At 59.0% G+C, this 21279-nt stretch carries 18 protein-coding genes; 9 read left to right on the top strand and 9 right to left on the bottom strand.

Features of this window, described 5'->3' with window-relative positions:
- Positions 1-278 precede the first annotated feature (278 nt).
- The 4 genes from SH664x_RS13055 to SH664x_RS13040 all read left to right on the top strand — a co-directional run bounded on the left by SH664x_RS13055 (position 279) and on the right by SH664x_RS13040 (position 3824).
- Positions 279-614, top strand: a complete 336-nt coding sequence (locus SH664x_RS13055; protein ID WP_437201578.1) for a hypothetical protein — start codon at positions 279-281, stop codon at positions 612-614.
- Between the two features lie 258 nt (positions 615-872).
- Complete coding sequence (gene hpnE, locus SH664x_RS13050; RefSeq protein ID WP_437201576.1) at positions 873-2285, top strand: hydroxysqualene dehydroxylase HpnE; 1413 nt, start codon at positions 873-875, stop codon at positions 2283-2285.
- A 76-nt stretch (positions 2286-2361) separates the two neighbouring features.
- Positions 2362-2847 carry a TspO/MBR family protein gene (locus tag SH664x_RS13045; protein ID WP_437201574.1) on the top strand — a complete coding sequence of 162 codons (486 nt, stop codon included), beginning with the start codon at positions 2362-2364 and terminating at the stop codon, positions 2845-2847.
- A 167-nt stretch (positions 2848-3014) separates the two neighbouring features.
- Complete coding sequence (locus tag SH664x_RS13040; protein WP_437201572.1) at positions 3015-3824, top strand: class I SAM-dependent methyltransferase; 810 nt, start codon at positions 3015-3017, stop codon at positions 3822-3824.
- Between the two features lie 120 nt (positions 3825-3944).
- Here SH664x_RS13040 and SH664x_RS13035 read toward each other — a convergent pair whose 3' ends face one another.
- Entirely contained in the window at positions 3945-4601 is a 657-nt protein-coding gene (locus SH664x_RS13035) for a LuxR C-terminal-related transcriptional regulator (RefSeq protein WP_437201570.1), read from the bottom strand.
- A gap of 612 nt (positions 4602-5213) precedes the next feature.
- Positions 5214-6599, bottom strand: coding sequence for a POT family MFS transporter (locus SH664x_RS13030; RefSeq protein ID WP_437201568.1), 1386 nt, complete (start codon positions 6597-6599; stop codon positions 5214-5216).
- Positions 6600-7026: 427 nt separating this feature from the next.
- Here SH664x_RS13030 and SH664x_RS13025 point away from each other — a divergent pair, with 427 nt between their 5' ends.
- Positions 7027-7302, top strand: a complete 276-nt coding sequence (locus SH664x_RS13025) for a branched-chain amino acid aminotransferase (RefSeq protein WP_437201566.1) — start codon at positions 7027-7029, stop codon at positions 7300-7302.
- Between the two features lie 230 nt (positions 7303-7532).
- Here SH664x_RS13025 and SH664x_RS13020 read toward each other — a convergent pair whose 3' ends face one another.
- Complete coding sequence (locus tag SH664x_RS13020) at positions 7533-9230, bottom strand: glutamine--tRNA ligase/YqeY domain fusion protein (RefSeq protein ID WP_437201565.1); 1698 nt, start codon at positions 9228-9230, stop codon at positions 7533-7535.
- Positions 9231-9671: 441 nt separating this feature from the next.
- On the opposite strand from SH664x_RS13020, the gene panD reads away from it, so the two are divergent.
- Positions 9672-10043, top strand: coding sequence for an aspartate 1-decarboxylase (panD, locus tag SH664x_RS13015; RefSeq protein ID WP_437201564.1), 372 nt, complete (start codon positions 9672-9674; stop codon positions 10041-10043).
- A gap of 210 nt (positions 10044-10253) precedes the next feature.
- Here panD and fusA read toward each other — a convergent pair whose 3' ends face one another.
- The 5 genes from fusA to SH664x_RS12990 all read right to left on the bottom strand — a co-directional run bounded on the left by fusA (position 10254) and on the right by SH664x_RS12990 (position 15957).
- Positions 10254-12329 (bottom strand): elongation factor G, encoded by a 2076-nt coding sequence (fusA, locus tag SH664x_RS13010; RefSeq protein ID WP_437201562.1) that lies wholly within the window; start codon positions 12327-12329, stop codon positions 10254-10256.
- A gap of 122 nt (positions 12330-12451) precedes the next feature.
- Entirely contained in the window at positions 12452-12925 is a 474-nt protein-coding gene (rpsG, locus tag SH664x_RS13005; RefSeq protein WP_437201560.1) for a 30S ribosomal protein S7, read from the bottom strand.
- Between the two features lie 121 nt (positions 12926-13046).
- Positions 13047-13418, bottom strand: coding sequence for a 30S ribosomal protein S12 (rpsL, locus tag SH664x_RS13000; RefSeq protein WP_437201558.1), 372 nt, complete (start codon positions 13416-13418; stop codon positions 13047-13049).
- Between the two features lie 203 nt (positions 13419-13621).
- Positions 13622-14236 (bottom strand): lipoate--protein ligase family protein, encoded by a 615-nt coding sequence (locus tag SH664x_RS12995; protein ID WP_437201556.1) that lies wholly within the window; start codon positions 14234-14236, stop codon positions 13622-13624.
- A 347-nt stretch (positions 14237-14583) separates the two neighbouring features.
- Positions 14584-15957: a S1C family serine protease gene (locus tag SH664x_RS12990; RefSeq protein WP_437201554.1), complete on the bottom strand. Its 1374-nt coding sequence runs from the start codon at positions 15955-15957 to the stop codon at positions 14584-14586.
- A 436-nt stretch (positions 15958-16393) separates the two neighbouring features.
- Between SH664x_RS12990 and SH664x_RS12985 the strand changes: the two genes are divergently transcribed.
- The 3 genes from SH664x_RS12985 (at position 16394) to lepB (ending at position 20142) form a co-directional block, all read left to right on the top strand.
- Entirely contained in the window at positions 16394-16699 is a 306-nt protein-coding gene (locus SH664x_RS12985) for a tetratricopeptide repeat protein (RefSeq protein ID WP_437201552.1), read from the top strand.
- 142 nt (positions 16700-16841) lie between these two features.
- Positions 16842-18095 (top strand): peptidase C45, encoded by a 1254-nt coding sequence (locus SH664x_RS12980; RefSeq protein WP_437201550.1) that lies wholly within the window; start codon positions 16842-16844, stop codon positions 18093-18095.
- 247 nt (positions 18096-18342) lie between these two features.
- The gene (gene lepB, locus SH664x_RS12975; protein ID WP_437201548.1) at positions 18343-20142 is read left to right on the top strand and encodes a signal peptidase I; all 1800 of its coding nucleotides are present in this window, start codon (positions 18343-18345) and stop codon (positions 20140-20142) included.
- 303 nt (positions 20143-20445) lie between these two features.
- Here lepB and SH664x_RS12970 read toward each other — a convergent pair whose 3' ends face one another.
- Positions 20446-21228 (bottom strand): methyltransferase, encoded by a 783-nt coding sequence (locus SH664x_RS12970; RefSeq protein ID WP_437201547.1) that lies wholly within the window; start codon positions 21226-21228, stop codon positions 20446-20448.
- Between the last annotated feature and the right edge of the window lie 51 nt (positions 21229-21279).

The raw sequence follows: 21279 nt of genomic DNA, 5'->3' as shown, positions 1-21279 counted from the left end.
CGGGTCGGGGCGACTCTAGCGGTTGAATTCAGGATTCCGGCGCTGCAGGGTCGACGGGACCGGCATCCTTTGCCGGTCGCGGTTTACTAACCGGTGCAACCGGAAAACTCGTATGTCGCAGCCCTGTTTTTCTGGATTTTCCCACAGGACTATTTTGCCTGATCGGTATTCCGGTGGCATTGTTGGGGCGATGGAGTGTCGGATGCAGTCGCTTGAGAAGGAGGCTCAGGCAGTTCGCAAATTCGGAATGTTCCCCCCTCGGACAGGAGAAGTTGGCAATGGAAGAGTCTACAGCGGTTTCGGAGTTGAAGGTGACCCGGCGGTTCAAAGATCGCCGTCTTCGCTCCGATCGCCGGACCGAAACGGAAGCGGCTTTCCCCGGCCTGGAGCGCCGTGAAAGCAGCCGTCGCAAGGTGGAACGTCGACGCCAGATCGACCCCACCACCTGCGAACGGGATTACAAACCAGACGAAGTGGAATTCATGCGTGCGATGGACGACTACAAACGTCGCAGCGGTCGCCAGTTCCCCACCTGGAGCGAAGTTCTCGAAGTGGTGCGCGACCTCGGATATCGCAAGGTCGCCTCGCCGACCCGGACTTTTGAAACTGTTTGAGCGGTCACCACCAGCACGCCCCTGTGAATCAAATGTCTTGAATCTCGGCAATACCTTCCCGGGTTTGCTGAAACACCCGATACCGAAAACCTCCCCTGTTGCCGGTATCGGACCACGAACGATTTCGCGAAGCCTGCAGACGGATGCTGCAGGCTTTTTTCTTGGCCGTTGTGGATGCTATGAATCGCTCGTCCCGCGGAAGTTCCCGCAAGGAGACGTGACCATTGATCTCATTCTTCCGCTCGAGCCGCATCTGAAATGTCTTCTCCCTCATTCCCAACGGTCATTGTCGTCGGTGGGGGACTGGCGGGAATTGCAGCCGCCTGGTCGTTGCGTTCGACCGGCTGTCCGGTCACGCTGCTCGAAGCGCGGACTCAGCTCGGGGGACGGGCCACCACATATGTCGATCCGGCGACGCAGGTCACCATCGACAACTGCCAGCACGTCAGCATGGGCTGCTGCACGAATCTGCGGTCTCTGTGCGAGCAACTTGGATTCGCCGATGCGCTCAAAACCGCTCCGCAGCTGAATTTTGTCGCCCCGGATGGACAGATCACACCGTTTCGCGCGGACCCCCTGCCCGCCCCATTTCATCTGCTCCGGGCCTTCCTCACACTCCCTTATCTGAGCTGGGCTGAAAAACTCCGATTTGCGTGGGGCGTGCGTGCACTGGCCCGGTCGAAACCGGAACAGCTGGCCGGAATGAACTTCCGTCACTGGCTTGTGCAGCATGGACAACCCGAACTGGTCATTCGTGATGCCTGGGAAGTGGTGCTGGTCAGTGCGCTGAGCGAAACGCTGGATCGAGTCGATGCCCGTCACGCGCGAAAAGTCTTTGTCGACGGCTTTCTGAAAAACGAGCGGGGATGGCAGGTCGAAGTTCCGAACGTCAGTCTGGGGGAACTTTATGGCAACAAAACGCTGCAAGCGCTCACCGCGGCTGGCGTGGATGTTCGACTCAAATGCCGCGTCTCTTCCTTCGAAATGTCGGGGGGAAGGGTGAATCAGATTCGCCTGCGCGACGGAGAGGTCTTGTCTGCCGATGAAGTGATTCTGGCAGTCCCCCAGCATCAGATTGAAAACCTGCTTCCCGACCTCCCCGAGCTGCAGCAGTTGCGGTCGAACGCAGCCGCGATCGAAGCGGCTCCCATCACGAGCGTGCATCTCTGGTTTGACCGTCCGATCACGGAGCTGCCTCATGCGGTGCTCGTGGGACGGCTGGGGCAATGGCTCTTCAACCGCGGTACGACGGAGTGGTCAGCCGGTTCGACCGCCTGCCTGTATCAGGTGGTGATCAGCGCGAGCCGCAATCTCGATGACTTTGAACAGTCAGAGGTGGTCGAGATGGTCTGTCAGGAACTGCGGGAGATTTGGCCCGCTGCCGGCGCAGCGGCGTTGCTGCACGGTCGATTGATTACAGAACGACGGGCGGTCCTGTCGGTCGTCCCCGGGATTGACACCTTGCGGCCCGATGCCCAATCGCCACTGCGGAACCTGCAACTGGCGGGTGACTGGACGCAGACGGGCTGGCCGGGCACGATGGAGGGGGCGGTGCGGAGCGGTTTTCTGGCGGCGGAGTCACTCTGCCGTCGACTTGGAATCTCGGCCCGGTTCCTGCAGCCTGATTTACCGGTCGCATTGTGGTCACGACTGCTGCTTGGTGTGACGTAACAGATGACTCCCATCGCCAGCGGAACTGAACCTGCCTGGCCCAGATCACTTCAGTCATGTCCCCCGGGAGAACTCAATGAATCGTCGACACGTCTGGCTGGGGCTGATCGGCTGGATTCTCTTCTGTTTTGCTGCGGCGGCACTGGGCTCGCTGGCAACCACTCCTCAACTGGATGGCTGGTATCGCAGCCTGCAAAAGCCGCATTGGCATCCGCCCGACTCCTTGTTCGGCCCGGTCTGGACGCTGCTCTATCTGCTGATGGCCATGGCTGCCTGGCTGATCTGGAAGCAAGGTGGCTTCAAAGAGAATCGGCGACCACTCGCATGGTTTGTGATTCAGTTGATCCTGAACGTTGCGTGGTCCTGGATCTTTTTCGCGGGGCACCAGACAGGCTGGGCGGTTGTGGAACTTGTTTGTCTATGGATCGCAATTTTCATGACCACCGTGTTGTTTTTCAAAAAGCGGAGGCTCGCGGGAGCGTTGCTGATCCCCTACCTTGGCTGGGTCACGTTCGCCGGCTGCCTGAACTGGACGATCTGGCGGCTGAACGCGGGAATCTGATTCGGCAGTTGGTCCACGAGCCGCGCGCAGGATCGTTGCGGTGATGACGTGTCGGAGGCGACTCCGGAGCGGGTTCCCTGAACTGCTCTTTTGCGAGTCACCTGCTCGCAATCGATCGGTGCGAACAGGGACTTCTGTTTTGGGAAACGTTCGAATCGAATTAAGTGATGACCTATCAAGATGCCAATCGACGTGCGTGGGACAATCTCGCCCGGGAAAACAGCCAGTTCGCTCGTGTCGCCAATGACGCCGAGTGTGCGCAGCCGCTGCTGACACTCGATCGACGTGGGTGGCTGCCCGGCTCCGTGCGCGGGCTGGAAGTGCTGTGTCTGGCGGCGGGGGGAGGCTGGCAATCGATCCTCTATGCCGTGGCGGGGGCACACGTCACCGTGGTGGATCTGAGCCCGGAAATGCTCAAGCGGGATGAACAGCAGGCGCGCATCCGGAACGTGCAGGTGCGGATCGTGCAGACGTCGATGGATGATCTGTCGGCGTTCCCCGAGGGAAGTTTTGACATTGTGCATCAACCGGTCAGTACCTGCTATCTCCCGCGCATTCGGGATGTTTATGCGGAGATCGCCCGCGTCCTTAGACCGGAGGGGCTTTACATCAGCCAGCACAAGCAGCCGACAAGCTTGCAGATCGCCGATCGGGATTCCCAGAACCGCTATGTCCTCGGAGTCCGTTATTATCACGGCGATCCGCTCCCGGCGGTCCCTGACACTGCCTACCGCGAACCAGGAGCGGTCGAATATCTGCATCGCTGGGAGCAGTTGGTCGGTGAACTCTGCCGCAGCGGCTTTACGATCGAAGACCTGGTCGAGCCGATGCGGGGAGATCCCAAGGCCCGACCAGGTCACTTTCAGCATCGCGGAATGTTTGTCGCCCCTTACGTCCGCATCAAGGCGAGAAGGAAAGCGTCTCCCGGTGAGCCGCTCGGCAACCGAATCTGGACGCCGGAGGACCGTGCTCCTTGAGGGGGAGGAGGCACCCAGGGTCTTTTTCGATTTTTGCTCGACCCGTTCTTGCCACGCGGAAGTGAATGTTTCAACAAAGGAAACGTTAGCTGCGCGGGCACCGGAACGAGCAACCGGCTCTCAGGCGGGCATCAGCCCTTCGCGGATCGCGTACCGCGTGAGCACGACGCGGTCGTGAATGCCCATTTTCTGCATGATGCGGTATTTGTGACTTTCGATGGCCCGTTCGGAAAGCATCATGGCGCGGGCCACTTCTTTGACGCTATCACCACGGGCGAGATGCCGCAGGACCTGAATCTGACGAAGTGTCAGACTGGCGAAAAAGCTCTGTGTCTTGACGAAGAACCGTTTCGATTCCCGATCAAAATGCAGCCTTTCCAGGACAGACTCCGAATACACCGAATCGCCGGCCACGATCCGCTGCAGGGCATCGATCACGCGGTTCGTCGGTTCGGTTTTGAGAAGATAACCGGCCACCCCCAGACGGAGGGCGACGTCGATGAAAATGTCGGTATCGAAACTGGTGTAGAAGACGGTTCGGGTCGCCGGGAGCCGGGAGGCGATCTGGTCGGCGACGTCGATCGCACCCCGCCCAGGGATTTCCAGCTCCATGATCACCAGATCGGGTCGCTGTTCGAAAATTTCAAAGAAGGCCCGATCTGAATGGGTGATCGCTGCGATCACCTGATAGCCCGGAATCGCATTCAACTTCTGTGTCAGCGATTCGAGGATGATGGGGTGCTCATCGACGAGAATGATTCGTTGCCGTTGCGTCATTGCCTGGCTCCCAATCTGTAGCGTTATTGCCCAACACTGGCCTGACTATAGGGTGAACATTCGTCATCTCAAATGGCGAGTTCAAAAAGGCCTAAGAATTTGTCGACTGGTGTGGCAGGATTGCTCGACTTGAGAGGCATCAGCGACCACTTGCGCATTTTCGCTTCAAGTTGATGCGCTGCATCGATTTGCTGTGTTGAAATGTTGCGAAAAAGCAACAAAAACTGCAGTTGAGGCTAGCTCGGGTGCGTAGTTTTACTGCATTTCTAGACGAGGCGTGCTTCCAGTGCCCTTGATGGCGAAATACCGTACTTCGCGCGCCTGCCTCGCCGGGGGAAGTTCGCGAAGCCCCGCAGATACCTCTCAACTGGCAAGATTGATTCAAGTTGCCTCACTCCCCTGCCGCAGCATGTTCGCGGCGGGTCTCACCCGCTCAAGACTGCTGCCCGGTCCGTTCCTAGCCAGCCGAACGGTGCTCTGCACATCCAAAACATCTCGCTGGGGCGCCTGAGAAATGGCACCCTGTTCCTTCCAGCGACCGTGCAGCAAGCGTTTCGTGGGATGAAATGCATTGCCGCGTGGCGAGGGGAAAACATCCAGAGCGAATATGCTCTAGGAGGGGCTCGCTGCCCCCTTCTCTTCCTGCAAATAGGTTTGTCCCCGATAGAACTGGGACCAGATCACATGCACGATGCCGGCGGCCGCGACGCAGACAGTAAAGAAGAGATAATAATTCGCCCCCTCCAACATAGTGCTCCCGGATTTCTCAGCTGCGGCGATCGCTCCATTCACCAGGGCTGTGAACAGATTTCCCGCAAAGACGGAGAGCATGTACAGCCCCATAATAAAGGATTTCATTTCATTCGGGGCCTGCGTATAGGAGAACTCCAGCCCGGTGATGGAGATCATTACTTCCGCCAGAGTCAGAAAGACGTACGCCAGAATCTGCCAACCGCAATAGGGAGTTTCACCCGCTTCAATACGCATCTCCAGCCAGGCAGGAATGAGAAACGCGGGGATCATCAGAAACAACCCGATGCCAATCTTCCGCAGCGGCGTCACTGCGAACAGCTTTCCCAGCAGCGGGTAGAACACGTAGGAGCAGAATGGAATGAGCAGCATCACGAGGACCGGATTGACCGCCTGCAGCTGCGCCGGTTGGACTGTGCCGAAAATGGGGAGCCAGCAATCCATACGGTCCGCCTGCAATACCCATCTTGATGCGGTCTGATCGTACAGTGACCAGAAGACGGCGATGATCAGATACAGCGGGATCAGATTGAGGATTGCCCGGACGCCGACAGCACTGAATGTTCGTTCGAAGAACTCCCGCCCTGACGGGGGAATGTGGACATATTGATTCCGGCCCAGCCAGAACACGAACGTGGCCACTCCCATGAGCACCCCGGGCACGCCAAACGCCCAGGAATAGCCGTATTCGCGGGCCAGATGGGGGGTCAGCAAGGTGGAAAACGTCGACCCGAAGTTGATCGAAAAATAGAACCAGCCGAAGACCACAGCCAGCAACGCTTGATTCGAGTGTCCGAACTGGTCGCCGACGTGCGAGGAAACGCAGGGCTTGATTCCTCCCGAACCGATCGCAATCAGGCCCAGTCCCCAGCCCAGCAGCACTCGCTGATCGATCCCTGTGTGGAAGTCCATCAGGGCGAGTACCAGATGCCCCAGGCAGTAAACCAGGGAGAGACACAGAATCGTGCGGTACTTCCCGAGCAGCCAGTCCGCCACGACAGCACCAACGATCGGAAAGAAGTACGCTGCGGCAACGAATTGATGAATGCGTTCGGTGGCGGCCGCCTCGGACATGACATCCGGTTCGCCTGCCGCATTGAGTAGGGCCTTCGTCATGAAGGTCGCCAGAATGGCCTTCATGCCATAGAAGCTGAATCGCTCCGCCGCTTCATTTCCGACGATATACGGAATGCCCGGAGGGATGTGAGTGATGTTCGGTGGAGCGGTCAGATAGGCGGGTTTTGGCATGGGGTCAGTGTGGCTCGCAAGCAGAACTCTGTCCAGCGGAGCGTCCGCGTCAGAGTGAATGTCGTATCGGGAATCCCTCTGCGTTCAAGAAGAGAAGCGCTGTTGGGGGAGTGATGAGTGGCGGCAACATGATGCCAGAGGGCATCCCAGATGAAAACGCTGTCCGGACAGCGACTTGCGCTGAAAAGTGCGGGAGAGGACGCTGCGGGTGATGCCTGGTGGCAACGGCCCCCTTCTGCGGTGCTGGGGGATGTTCAGGCTATTTTGCGATTTGACAAGATTTCTTAAGTGCTGTTGCTGTGGCAGGTTGTGGTGTTTTGTGAGACGGCCTGTCAAGAATTCTGAACGATGGCACATCCGCTTCGGCGCGCCCCTCGCTTTTAGGGATCTGCATCAAGACAACCCCCCAACTTAAGGATTCACAACCATGACTCTCTTCACCAACCTCCTGAACGACGAAGCTGGTTTCATTGTTTCTGCGGAACTCGTGCTGGTCTCGACCATCGCCGTACTGGGCATGATCGTCGGTCTCAGCGAAGTCTCTCACAACGTGAACAACGAACTGGAAGATGTCGGTTCCGCCTTTGCCAGCCTGAACCAGTCGTACAAGGTGCACTGCAGCTCTGGCCACAAAGGGGACACCGCCGGCAGCCGCTATCAGGACAGTGCTGAATTCTGCGACGGCCAGTTCGACGTTTACTAGTGCAGGTTGCTTTTTCCAGTGCCCGCGCAGCCTGCGTTTCGTCTGGTGAACTGCTGACTCCCGCGTGGCGATGCGGATGCAATCCAAAGTCAAATTGCTCCACAGTGTGAGCTGGTCGTCACGTGCTCAAGTGGCCGGTGTCGACTCGCAGAAGCTTCTCTCCGATTCTCCCGTCTCTCCGGCGGCATCCATTGGATGCCGCTGTTTTTTTGCGCCTGCGGACGCTGCCGTTATTTCTTCTGTTCTTTGGCCCAGGTGTCTTTCAGCGTGACCGCCCGGTTGAAGACCAAATGTCCTGGCTTGGAGTGTTTGGAATCGGGCACGAAATATCCCTTGCGCTCGAACTGCACCGGTTCGCCGGGGACTGCATCAGCGAGGGCGGGTTCCAGTTTACAGCCACTCAGGATCTGCAGCGAATTCTCGTTCAGAGACTGCTTCCAGTCCTGATCTTCGGGAATTTCCGCGGCGTCGGCGACTTTCAGCAGGTGGTCATACAGCCGCACTTCCGCATCGAGTGCATGCTCCGCGCTGACCCAGTGAATCGTCCCTTTGACTTTGCGACCATCGGGAGCGTTGCCCCCCTTCGTCTCCGGGTCATAGGTGCAGTGCAATTCTGTGATGTTTCCGGCTGCATCCTTGATCACTTCGTTGCACCGGATGAAATAGGCCCAGCGCAGGCGAACTTCCTGTCCCGGAGCGAGCCGGAAGAACTTCTTGGGAGCGTCTTCCATGAAGTCTTCCCGTTCGATGTAAATCTCCCGCGTGAACGGAACCGTCCGGCTGCCAGCAGTGGCATCTTCCGGGTTGTTGATCGCTTCCAGCTGCTCGACCTGCCCGGCTGGATAGTTGGTGATGACCACCTTGAGCGGATCGAGAACCGCCATGCGCCGCTGCGCCGATTTGTTCAGGATGTCCCGCAGCGAATTTTCGAGCACAACGATGTCGGTCAGCCCCTGATACCGGGTCACCCCAACCACGTCACACAGATGGCGGATGGCTTCGGGGGTGTACCCCCGTCGTCGCAGTCCGCGCAGCGTCGGCATCCGCGGATCGTCCCAGCCGTCGACGAGCCCTGCTTCCACCAGTTCCAGCAGCTTCCGCTTGCTCATCACGGTGTAAGTGAGGTTCAGACGGGCGAATTCATTCTGCTTGGAGGGGAAGATTTCGAGCTTTTCGATGAACCAGTCGTACAGGGGGCGGTGGGTATTGAACTCGAGTGAGCAGAGTGAATGGGTGACCTGCTCGATCGAATCACTTTGTCCGTGGGCATAGTCGTACATCGGGTAGATACACCATTTGTCGCCGGTCCGATGATGGTGAGCATGCCGAATGCGGTACATCAGCGGATCACGGAGAATCAGGTGAGGAGAAGCCATGTCGATCTTCGCCCGGAGCACATGCGCCCCATCCGGGAATTCCCCTGCGCGCATGCGGGCGAAGAGATCGAGATTTTCTTCGACACTGCGGTCGCGATAGGGGCTGTTTTTCCCCGGCTCGGTGGCCGTTCCCCGCTGTGAGCGAATCTCGTCGAGGTTTTGGCTGTCGACATAGGCGAGCCCTTTGCGGATCAGATCGCAGGCCCATTGGTAGAGCTGTTCGAAGTAGTCGGACGCATAGAACAGCCCGTCCCACTGAAACCCCAACCAACGAATGTCTTCCTGGATGGCGTCGACGTATTCAACGTCTTCCTTCGTCGGATTCGTGTCGTCGAACCGCAAATTGCACCGGCCGCCGAACTCGCGGGCAATGCCGAAATCGACGCAGATCGCTTTCGCGTGGCCAATGTGCAGGTAGCCATTGGGCTCGGGAGGAAAGCGGGTCTGCACCCGCCCGCCATTCAGCCCCGCCGCGACGTCCCGGGCGACGAGTTCTCGCAGAAAATCCTTCTTGGGGTCGGGCTGAGTGGGCGAAGCTGCATCCGTAGACATCGATATGTTTCCTGGCGTGACACGAGATGGTGCCAGTTTAAAGGGGAGCGGGCGATCAGGCGAGGGGAAGACTCTTCGCTGCCGGTTTCATCGAGGACTGCGGCGATCCCCGGACCCGCGGAGTGCTATTCCCGGAAGAAGGAACCCCGCGGTTGCCCTCCCGGATCAGGAGGCGGGTTGGTTAGCTTACGGCTGTTGTCGTCAGCGGGGCATGACGTGACAGCCTCGACGGAGTAAAATCAGTTTGCGGCAACCTGCTGTTTCACCGTTCTGCACCTGCAGACCCCGTTGAAAGCGGCGGACCCATCCCCCGCCTCTCCGCAACCCTGTCTTGCACGTCACGATTCCGGCCTCCTTGGTGCGGAGGAGGCGAGCCGAGATCACCGGGTTGCATTCGTGCGTTGTATCTTTCGATCTGAATCCTGATTTTGTGCGAATTCCATGCTTTTGCGACTCCTCAAAGCCAAGCTCCACATGGCCGCTGTGACCCGGACCGACGTGTCCTACCATGGCAGCATTACCATTGACCGCGATCTAATGGACGCTGTGGGGCTGCTGGCGTTTGAGCAGGTGCTGATCGCCAATTCCGCGACCGGACAGCGGGGCGAGACCTACGTCATCCCCGGGCCGCGCGGTTCCGGATCGATGCAGATGAACGGTGCGATGGCTCGACTGGCCCAGCCAGGAGATCGAATTATTGTCCTGGCGTTCGCCTTCGCAGAGCCGCATGAGGCGGCCACGCTCCACCCCAAGGTGGCCATTTTGAACGAGCAGAACCGGATCATCGAACAGTTCGAAGGGGACATCGAGTAAGAGACACGCCCCTGCCCCTGCCCCTGCCCCTGCCCCTGAAGGAACGCAAGCTGCTGTGGCAGGCAGTCGCCACCGGCTCGAAGTCAAAATTCCTAGAGCGTTTGACTCTTGGTTGCCACGTCCTCACCACGGTGAATTCAGCAGTTCACCGGCCGAAACGGATCGGGCCGAAACGCTTGCTGTGGGGGTACCGGGAAGAGCAACTTGCGCTTAGTTCAGCATCTCTTCCAGCACGGATTTGGGGGCCAGATCGTACTTGAGCGGCTCCATCGAGAACGAAGCACGTCCCTGCGACAGGCTCCGGACGTGTGAGGAGTACCCGAACATCCGTGCGAGCGCCGCCTCCGCCATCAGGGCGGTCAGGTGTCCACGATGTTCGCTGGCAAAAATCTTGGCGTGCCGCTGGTTCAGATCGGCCTGAATGTTCCCCACGAACTCGGAAGGTGTGACGACTTCCAGCTTCATGATCGGCTCCAGCAGCCCGATTTCCGCCTTGGTCAGGGCCGACTGGACCGCGTGGGTGGCAGCGGCACGGAGGGCCTCCTCGGTGGTGATGCCCGGCGTGTATCCGACATGCAGAATCGTGATTTTGACTTTCAGCAGAGGGTACCCCAGCTGGCCCCCTGCCTGAGCAGACTCTTTGACCGCTTCCCGAACCAGTGAATCGAATTCCGGTGGAAAGCCCTCCTGATGAAATTCGGAGACCACGGTAATCGGCTGTTCGGATTCGAAAGGCTCGACCCGCACCCGGACGCTGGCAAAGGCGGTTTCCCCCTGATTGCTGCGGCTGAATTGTTCTTCTGCTTCCGATTTTCCGAGGACGGTTTCCCGGTACGAGACCCGTGGCCGGTGCACCCGGACATTCAGATTGAAGTCTCGCTGCAGCCGCTCCTTCAGAATTTCGAGATGAAGTTCTCCCATTCCGCTGATGATGGTCTGCCCGGTCTCTTCATTGATGCGGGCCTTGAACGTCGGGTCCTGTCGGGCAAGGCGGCCGAGTGCGTCTTCGAGCTTCTTCCGGTCGCCGCTGGTTTCCGGTTCGACCGCCATCGAGATCACGGTCTCGGGGAACGTGATCGGCTCGAGCAGGATCAGGCTTTGCTGTTCGCAGAGCGTGTCGCCGGTGACGACATCTTTCGGTCCGATGATGCCGCAGATATCGCCGGCGACGACGAGATCGGTTTCGATCTTCTCGCGTGAATCAGCCTGGATGTGCCAGATCTGGCTGCAGAACTCTTTCTTGCCGGTGCGGGGATTCATCAGCCGCGTTCCGGATTTCAGCACGCCGGAATAGACGCGCACAAAGCAGAGGTCGGCATGCTTGTCGGCGACAATCTTGAAGATCAGTGCCGCCAGCGGTTCGTCGTTATCGCATTTGCGGATGAGTTCGGAAGACTCCCCCTTTTTGGGCTTGGGGTTGATGCCGACGACGGGGGGAATGTCGAGTGGACTGGGGAGATACCGGGCGACCCCGTCGAGAATGGGCTGCACTCCGATGTAATGGAGTGACGACCCGGTGAACGTCGGCTGGAGATCGCCAGCCAGAGTCGCTTCCCGCAGCAGGCGATGGATTGTCTCTTCCGGAAGATCTCCCTCCGAGAAGTACTGCTCCATTGCGGCGTCGTCGCGTTCGGCGACGGTTTCGACCAGTTTGCTGCGCCACTCTTCGGCCAGGTCGGTGTACTCTTCGGGGATCTCACGTTCTTCGATATTCTTACCGAGTGACTTCTGGTCGAAGTACAGCGCCTTGCGACCGATGAGGTCGATGATTCCTTCGAATCCGTGCTCGGCACCAATGGGAATGTACAACGGGACCGGGTTGGCATGCAGCCGGTTCCGGATCTGGTCGAGGACTCGCTCGAAGCCGGCGCCGATGCGGTCCATCTTGTTGATGAAACAGAGCCGCGGCACGTGATAGCGGTCAGCCTGACGCCAGACAGTTTCGCTCTGGGCTTCCACCCCTTCAACAGCACTGAAGACCACGACAGCGCCGTCGAGAACGCGCAGGCTGCGCTCAACCTCGGCGGTAAAGTCGACGTGCCCCGGTGTGTCGATCAGGTTGATGCGGCAGTCCTTCCATTTGCAGGTGACCGCCGCCGAGTAAATGGTGATGCCGCGCTTGGCTTCTTCCGGATCGAAATCGGTTTCAGTGGTTCCCTCGTCGACGTTCCCCATCTTGTGGATGGCCCCGGCGTAGAACAGGATACGCTCGGTGGTGGTGGTCTTGCCGGCGTCGATGTGAGCGACGATTCCGAGATTCCGCAGCTTCTCAATGGGATTCGGCATCGATCGTCGCCTTGCTGCGGGGAGGAGGACGCAGCGCTGGAGTGGTGGAAATTGTGCTTGAGACCAATAAAAAACGCCTGCGCATCCGCTGACGGATGAACAGGCGAAGTGAACTCAACAAGTTACCATGCGAAGTGAGCGAAGGCCTTGTTGGCGTCAGCCATACGATGGACGTTTTCTCGCTTGGTCATGGCAGTACCTTCTTTCTTGAAGGCAGCCATCAGTTCGTCGGCCAGCGACAGGTGTGCCGGGCGTCCCTTGCGGCCACGAACCGCTTCGAGGATCCAGCGGATCGCCAGGGCCTGCTGCCGCTTGTAGTTGACTGGTGTCGGGACCTGATAGGTCGCACCACCGACCCGCTTGGAGCGGACTTCGATATGCGGCTTCACGTTTTCGACAGCCTGGGTGAAGATGTCGACCGGCTCGGTGTCGGTGATCTTCTTCGCAACGATGTCCATTGCATCGTAGAAGACCGAATAGGCAACGCTCTTCTTACCGTCGTACATGAGGCAGTTGACGAACTTCGTCACGAGCTTGGATCCGTAACGGGGATCTGCCTTAAGCTGGGTCTTGCTGGCTGTGAAACTCTTGGCCATGGTTCTGTCGTACCTGGAAACGCTGTGAATCTGAACAGGCCGCCGGACTCCGTGGCGGCAGTTGCGAACGCATCGAACGGAGGCCCGTCAGCCAACCAGCTGGCGGGCGTTCCGATGGAAATTACTTGGGTCGCTTGGCCCCGTAACGGCTGCGGGCCTGCTTCCGCTTGGCAACGCCGAGGGTATCGAGCACCCCGCGGATGACCTTGTACCGCACACCGGGCAAGTCGCGAACACGACCACCGCGGACGAGCACGATCGAGTGCTCCTGAAGGTTGTGCCCTTCCCCGGGGATATAGGCGGTCAGTTCTTTGCCGTTGGACAGGCGGACACGGCAGATTTTCCGCAACGCCGAGTTCGGCTTCTTCGGGGTCATCGTCCGCACCTGCAAGCAGACACCCCGCTTCTGCGGAGAACCCTCAAGCAGGGGGGTCTTCGACTTCGAGGTCTGCTTTTTCCGTGGTTTGCGGATCAACTGGTTAATTGTCGGCATGGATCCGTTCGCAGCGTCTAAATGTCATCAAAGCTCGACCACCCGGACCGGGAGCGGCGAGTAAGGAATCGAGCACTGTAACTGCCCCATTCCACAGGGTCAAGCGATGCGGGAAACCTGTTTCAACTCCGTCACTTCGGATTTCGGCCCCGTCCCTCTCCTGAGCGGATCGGGCGGAAATCGGCAGCCGTCGGCAACGGTTGTTACGAGGTGGCAGATTGTGAGGAATTTTGCGGAAATCTCAATCGAGTCGAGATTTTCGGCAAAAGTCGGCCCCGGAGCTCCTCAACAGGGATCTGAATTCCTGTGATTTCCCTGATCCCCGGGAACTCTGGAGCTTCCGGAGATTGTTCCAGAAGAATGCTGCCGTGCTGCAGAATGGCCCCGGCGCGACGACGCTGGGCGCTCCCGACAATCTTTTGAGAGCCAATCACGATGTCGCGGGCGTCCCCTCGCGAAAAGCAGAGAAACGACTGGTCCGCAAACGCTTCTGCTCCCCGCAGACGGGCCCGAACCCCAAACTCCGCAAGTGTTTCCAAAATGGCAGCGTGAACTTCGTCGTACAGCGTCCCCGGCACGCGTGCTATGGAATGTGTGGCGGGAATTGCGCAGGAGTAAGTCAGCTCCCGGTCATGCAGAATCGCACCCCCCCCGGACAGCCTGCGGACCACTTCCAGATGCCGGAACCGTGCGGGAGTGCTCTCCGCGTGGTTCGCTTGGAAGTGTCCCAGTGAGACGGTCGGGCTGGCCCACTGGTAAAACCGCAGCGAGGCGATTCCCCCGGTGGCTGCCTGCAGCAGAGATTCGTCGACTGCCATGTTCTCGCTCCCGGAGGCAGGAGGATCGATCAGAACACGGCAGTTCTCAGGATTCAGCATGGGGGTGCACACGGCAGAAGCGGGCAATTGCGGGGTTCAGCTGCTCGCTTCTGATTATTTCCCTGTGTCGACTTTCCGGCAACCTGCATCACGAAGGGGAGTGATCCGGTTTCCTCGCTGCAGGTGTCTCGCTCGACAAGAATCTGGCAACTTCTGTCGAGAAGGCGTTCTGTCGAGAAGGAGGCAGTCCGGACATCAGTCCCTCGACAGGCCCGCTGTTCTGGGAGTTCGGGACACCGCACCCCCTAATCGTCTGGCGGTGCGGACCCTCAGGCATCGCTTTTCGATCAACGTGAAGCGGTCGCGGTGGCGTGGAAGTGACCGTACATCCGGTCGCCGTCCCGCACGATGTAGAACTTCAGCGGCGAGTAAGAGGGGAGCTGCGGATTGCTTAGCACCCACTGGACGTTTTCTTCACTGACCGTCGCCCAGATATGCAGGCCGACCAGAATATCCCCTTCCCGGATGCCATTTGTCTCGGCGAGGCTTTGGGGGCGGACGCTGACGACTTTCATGCCCCCTTCATAGTCCAGGCCCGGGGGAAGTTTTTCGTTCAGTTTCACCAGTTTCAGGCCCAGCACGTCCCAGGCCTTGTCCTGGGGCGGCGTCACCTGCGACACGAAGGTCGTGTTGGATGGCGAGGGGAGCGTGTGCTGCCCCGGTTGCTGCCGGGTGGGGTTTAATTGGGTGAGCCGCAATGACAGGCTGAGTTCTTCGCCTCCGCGTCGGATCAGGAGCGGGATGTCAGTTCCCGCCATCTTTCCAAAGAGCGAACGTTCGAAGTCGGCAGCATCGACGACGGTCACGGCTCCGGAACGGAGGATGACATCCCCCTCCTTCAAGCCAGCAGCCAGAGCGGGGGAATCGTTCCGCAGGGCCTGCACCACCAGCTTCCGTTCGCGGGCCATTTTGACGTCGTTTGTGGCGATCCCGTGATAGGTATTGTTATGCCGCTCGATATTCATCAGGCGGGCCATAATCTTGCGGGCACTGTCGATCGGGATCGCGAAACCGATCCGCTGTGCGCCTGCGCGGATGGCCACGTTGATTCCGATCACTTCGCCATCAGCGTTGATCAGCGGACCGCCGCTATTGCCGGGGTTAATGGCTGCGTCGATCTGAATCAGATTCCGGTAAGACTGCTCTTCGTTGACTTCCACGTCACGGGAGCGGTGGCTGATGATGCCGCGGGTGACGGTCGATTCGTAGCCATAGGCATTGCCGATGGCAATCACATCTTCGCCGAGCATCAGGTCGGATGAGGTGCCGAACTTGGCGACCGTCAGCGGTTCGCGAGGTTCGATCTTGATGATCGCCAGGTCTTCCCGGCTGTCCACTTCGATCGTCCGGGCTTCATATTCCATCCCGGCAAAGGTGGTGACACGCAGTCGTTCCACGTCCTGAACGACGTGGAAGTTGGTGACGATATAGCCCCGTTCGTCAATGACGATGCCGGTCCCCATCCCGTTGATCTTGGCGGCCTTGCCCGTGGAGAAAACCACGTCCATGGACTTTTGCCGCTTTTCGGTATGGATGTTCACCGACGAACGCATCGCCTGAGCGACGATTTGCGTCCGCTGGGAATCTCGCATGGAGGACGAGTTTTTGGGGGACTCTTCCCCTGCTGCCGAAATCGGTGCTATGGCGATGAGTAAGGCCATGCACAATCCGGCTTGGCAGAAACGCTTCGACATCTGCAGGCCTGTTCCTGGATGAGCCAAGTCAACAGTGGCGACGTCCGTCCGCCAACCGGGAGCGCAGTCCGTTCTGCTATACAGCCCCCAACATCGGAACTCTCCGAACCAGCGCTTGAAATGCCCTTCACCACCGCGCAAACCTTGCCTAATCGATACCTGTGGAGATAGGTAAAGGCTCGGGATTGGATGCGGGCGAATTCCCGAAATCCTGCCTGCCACACACATTTCATTTCAGAGTGCAACCGTCTCACGCCTGCGATGCGGCTGAACGGTCTGTTTTGGATGCAAACTTTGTAGAACTCAGCAGTTCGAATCCCCTATGATGCAGTTCACCGCAACGAAATGCTGCGGTGATTCCTGCCGGTAAATCATCCGTTCTCTAGAGGCTTGCCACTCCGCCATGTCCCGTCTCGACAAGATCCGCACGCTGCTGGCCGACACGCCCAATGACGTCTTCCTGAATTACACCTATGCCATGGAACTGGCAAAGGGGGGAGATCTGACCCAGATCCGCGAGGCCTTCAGAAAGACGCTGGAACTGGATCCGAATTACGTTCCGGCGCATTTCCAGTTTGGTCAGGCGCTGGCGGCACGCGGGGAGATCGACGACGCCCGCCGCGTGCTGGAAAACGGCGTCGAGGTGGCCCGCCGGGTGGGGGACTCGCATGCCCTGGGGGAAATGACGGAGTTCCTGGAGTCGCTGTAAGCGGGTGGACTCGTCGCCGGTCGGCCTTGCCTGCGGCGGGAGCCGGGGTTGATTTTGCAGACGGCGGCGGGAATGATGGGCAACTGACGGTGCCTCCCGGGTTGTAGAGAATCTCCGGTCTCGAAAAGAGAATGAGAACGCCATGAAGCTCGTTGACGCTGCGGTCCGGTTCACCCTGCTCATCGCTTGTCTGCTGCAGTCCTCCCGAGTCGGCGAATGCTGCACAACGGCGGTCATCAGCGGTGCAGCCACCGTCGACGGCCGGCCCCTGCTCTGGAAAAACCGCGATCTCCCCAACGCGATTCACAACGAAGTGGTGCTGATCAAAGGGGGGACGTATCAGGTGCTCGCGGTGGTCACTGCCGGAAACCCGTCCTCAGTCTGGATGGGGGTGAACGAAGCCGGAATGTGCATCGAGAATTCACTCAGTAAGGATCTGGGGACCGGGCAGAAGAAGAACGGTCCCGACAACGGCGAGTTCATGCTCCTCGCCCTGAAGACTTGCAGAAATGTCGCCGAAGTGAAGGCCTTGCTGGAACAGACCGATGCGACGGGGCGATCGACCGTCGGTAATTTTGGGGTGATCGATGCCGAGGGGGGAGCGGTGCTGTTCGAAGCCGGTCCCCGCAGCCACGTGATGTTCGATGCCAATGATCCCAAAGTCGCCCCGAACGGCTATCTGGTCCGCTCCAATTTCTCGATGACCGCAACAGAACTGCAGGATGGGCCCCTCCCCACGCAGGGAGCCGGAAAAATTTATTCGGGCGACCGCTTTCTGAGGGCGCGGACCCTGATCGCGGCCGTCCCCGAACGCAGCATTGATTCCCGATATCTGCTGCAGCAGTGCAGCCGGGATCTGGCGGACAGCGAGGGGCAGGCGTTTTGCGGCTCCGTCAATGGGGCCGAAGGACCCCTGCCGGAGTTCATTAATACCGAACATACGATCAGCCGGTCCTCAACGGTCTCCTATGCGGTGTTTCAGGGAGTGCGGCCCGGAGAAGATCCCCGGCTGACGACCATGTGGGTGGGACTCGGTGACCCGAAGTTCGCGACTGCGGTCCCCTGCTGGGTCAGTCTGGAGAAGATCGCCTCCGAATTGAAGGGGAAAGATGCCCCCCTGTGCGAAGCGGCCATCGCCCTGCGGCAGTCGTACTTTTCGAAAGAACGGAAAGGGATCTCGACAGAAGGGCTGCAAGAGATCTGGAACCAGGTCCATCCGGCCGAGTCGGCTCGAATCGATTCGGTGAACCGCCAACTGGAGCGGTGGCGGACGGAAGGTGTGGATGTCCGCTCCATGACAGCCGTTCATCTTTCCGAGGTCGATCAGGCTCTGGCGGCTCTGAAAGCCGCGCTCAAGAAACGGGAAGCGGTCACAGTCAGCATCGGAGCCAACTGATTCCCAGGTCTCCGCGCCGGTGCAGGTCTGGAAGTTGGCGAGAAGTCGTTTCCACTCGGGACCGCCTCTTTGATGCGCAAGAGAGAGAGCCGCCAGAACTTGCAGCGACGTTCAGAAACGGGCGAGGCAGACAGGGGGACTCCCCAGCCATGGCCGTTGGATTGGAGCCACGGACGCTTTGCGCCTATGATTGGCATTCCTGTCCCACAGTGGACAGCCCGCACTGCCAAAGCCCGGAAACGTATCGATGTCACAAGCTGAAGAGAAGTCGACTGCTGCCACAGCCACGCCCAAGGATGCAACGGCGGCCGAGTCGTCCAAAACCGCTCCGGCCAAACCGCGTCAGAAAGAATCCATGCGGGATTCGATCGAAGCGATTCTGTTCGCGTTTGTGCTGGCCTTCCTCTTCCGGACGTTTGAGGCGGAAGCTTTCGTGATCCCTACGGGCTCCATGGCGCCGACGCTTTATGGTCGGCACAAAGATTCGGAATGCACCCAGTGCGGCAGCCGGATTGTCGTGGGGGCCAGTCACGAGGTGAATCCTCGAACGGGACTGCTGTCACCTCATTCGCGACTGCACAGTGCCATCTGTCCGAATTGCGGATTCAACAATACGCAGCTGTTCAACGATCTGGCGTTCAACGGCGACCGGATTCTCGTGAATAAATATCCCTACGAATTCGGCGAGCCCGATCGCTGGGACGTTTTCGTTTTCAAGTTTCCCGAAGAGCCTGAGACGAACTACATCAAGCGTCTGGTCGGACTGCCGGGAGACGTCATCCGGATTCGCAACGGCAACCTGTATCAGCTGAACGACGGGACCGAGAAGATTCTCCGCAAGAGCCCTAAGAAGCAGAACCTGCTGCAGATCCCCGTCTACCAGCATGACCATGCTCCCAAGCAGCTGCTGGAGGCGGGCTGGCCGGAGCGGTTTGCTCCGGAAGATGCAGCGGCCGGCTGGAAAGCGGACTCCGAGGCACGCACGTTTTCCATCGACAATCCCGTCGGGGATAGCCCTGCCTGGCTCCGGTACCGGCACTATTTCCCGATGCCGAGCGACTGGAACGCGCTCGCGAAAGGGACACGCCTGCAACCGCGACCGCGGCTGATTGGGGACTATTGCGGATACAACGCAGCGCTGCAGCAGTTACCGGGAGGCGCCCGCGTCGACGAGATCGTGGACTTCGGCCCCTTCTGGGTTCCGGACCTGACGATCGACTTCGATGTGAAGGTGGCTTCCGTCAAGGAACAGGGGGAACTGGTCGTCGAACTGCGGGAAGGGACCGCCTGGTATCGCTGCCGTTTGCAGGCTCACTCCGGCAAGGCGGTTCTGGAAGAGATCAATACCCAGATGAACTTTCGGGTCCGTGAGCTGGGGACCGCCCAGACCTCATTCAAAGGGGCGGGGAATTATCACATCACGTTTGCAAACGTCGACGATCGTCTTTGCCTGTGGGTGGATGGCTCCCTGGCTGACTTCGGCGACGGAGCCAATCTGGACATCGCAGGCACGGAAGTCCCCTTCCCCACCACGGATGATCTTTCGCCCGTCGGGATCGGAGTGCAGGGACTGGCGGCAACGGTTTCCCATCTGGAACTGAAGCGGGATATTTACTATCGCACTGCCTATCCGGAGCGGGACCGTCGTAACGATGATTTGACACATCTGCAGGCTCAGTTGGCCCGCCTCATGACCGACCCGGAACAATGGGCCGATCTCTATCAGAAGTACGCTGACAATCTTGCCCAGCGGACGATTACTGTGGAGCCCGATCACTTCCTGGCCCTCGGCGATAACAGCCCGCAGAGCAAAGACAGCCGGTTGTGGGAAGAAGACATCGACACCGTGCCTCGCAAGTACCTGGTTGGCAAAGCCTTCTGGATCTATTGGCCGCACGGTGTGCCGTTCATGAATGACGGCAAAGGGTTCTCTGTCCTTTCCAACTACGAGCAGGATCACACCGGCCGTCAAACAAAGCTGAACGACTATCCCCGCTATACGATTCCCTTCTATCCGCAGGTGACGCGGATGAAGCGGATTCGCTAGAGCAGGTTGCTCTTTCCCGTTCCCGCACGGTCAGAGTTTCGTCTGGTGAAATGCTGACATCCGGCTGGCGGGAATGAGGCCCTCAAAAGTCGTAATGCTCGGCAGGCAGGGGATCTTCCCGAAGCTCTGTCCCCCCGACGCGCGCTGAGCCCTGCCGAAGTTGCTCGGAGTGAGTGCCTGGCTTGGGTCTGCGGGAGCCGCTCGGCAGATTCGCTGAGCCCGCCCGACCGAGTGATCCACAGCAGGATGCCGTCCATCCGAAGTGGCCCGCACAGCAGGACGCGGTGTCAAGTTGGTCGGAATTCACTGGGCGGGCTGCATCAGTTCTGTTACTTCCAGAGGCGATCTGTGGTGCGGCGTCTCGAGCAGTCGGGTCTTCTTCTTGAGTGTTCTCAAGGTGAGATAGATCAGCAACGAGGTCAGGCAGATCAGAATCCAGTGCAGCTCCCGTGAGAGTTGACCTGTCCAGATCAGATGTTCGAACTGATCCAGTGCGGCGAACGCGATGCCGAGCCCCAGCAGGCCGGTGTATTCTCTGCGCAGGACGGCTTTCAGCGAGAACGGCTGTGAGGGGGACGTCCAGTTCGCAAACCGGGGAATGAACGCAGGGGTCTCTTCGGCCCAGACCGTAAACTGGTCGCCAAACTTGCGGTCGAGAAAGGCTTCTTCGGCGAACATAATCCGCTCGTAATAGAGCCAGTAGACCAGCACGAAGATGAGTATCAACCAGGGGACAAAACAGAACAGGGTAATCCCCAGCCAGATCATGAAGTTCCCCAGATAGAGGGGATGACGAACGACGGAATAGATTCCGGTCGTGTTCAAGGAATCCGCAACCTGTGCGGAGGTGTTCCTGCCGGATGTTTTGGGAGCCGCATGGGCGCCGACAAAACATCGGAGCAGCAACCCGCTGAGCGAAATTCCAAAGCAGCCGACCTCCCAGCAATTCTGCCACGATTCACCAATGACTGGATGATGCATGGTCGACACGGCGGGGAAGATCATCGGAACAAATAGAAACGGCAGATAGCTGCGCCAGCGGAAGAGCCAGCTTCCGCTGGTTTCAAAGTGACGACGGAGGGTCATGACGAATCCTTTCGCGGGGTGAATTACTAGAAAACTAGTTGTTCGTGGTGT

The sequence above is a fragment of the Planctomicrobium aquicomposti genome, assembly GCF_051466325.1.
In the GTDB taxonomy this organism is placed as follows: domain Bacteria; phylum Planctomycetota; class Planctomycetia; order Planctomycetales; family Planctomycetaceae; genus Planctomicrobium.
This window is presented reverse-complemented; position numbering and strand designations above follow the sequence as displayed.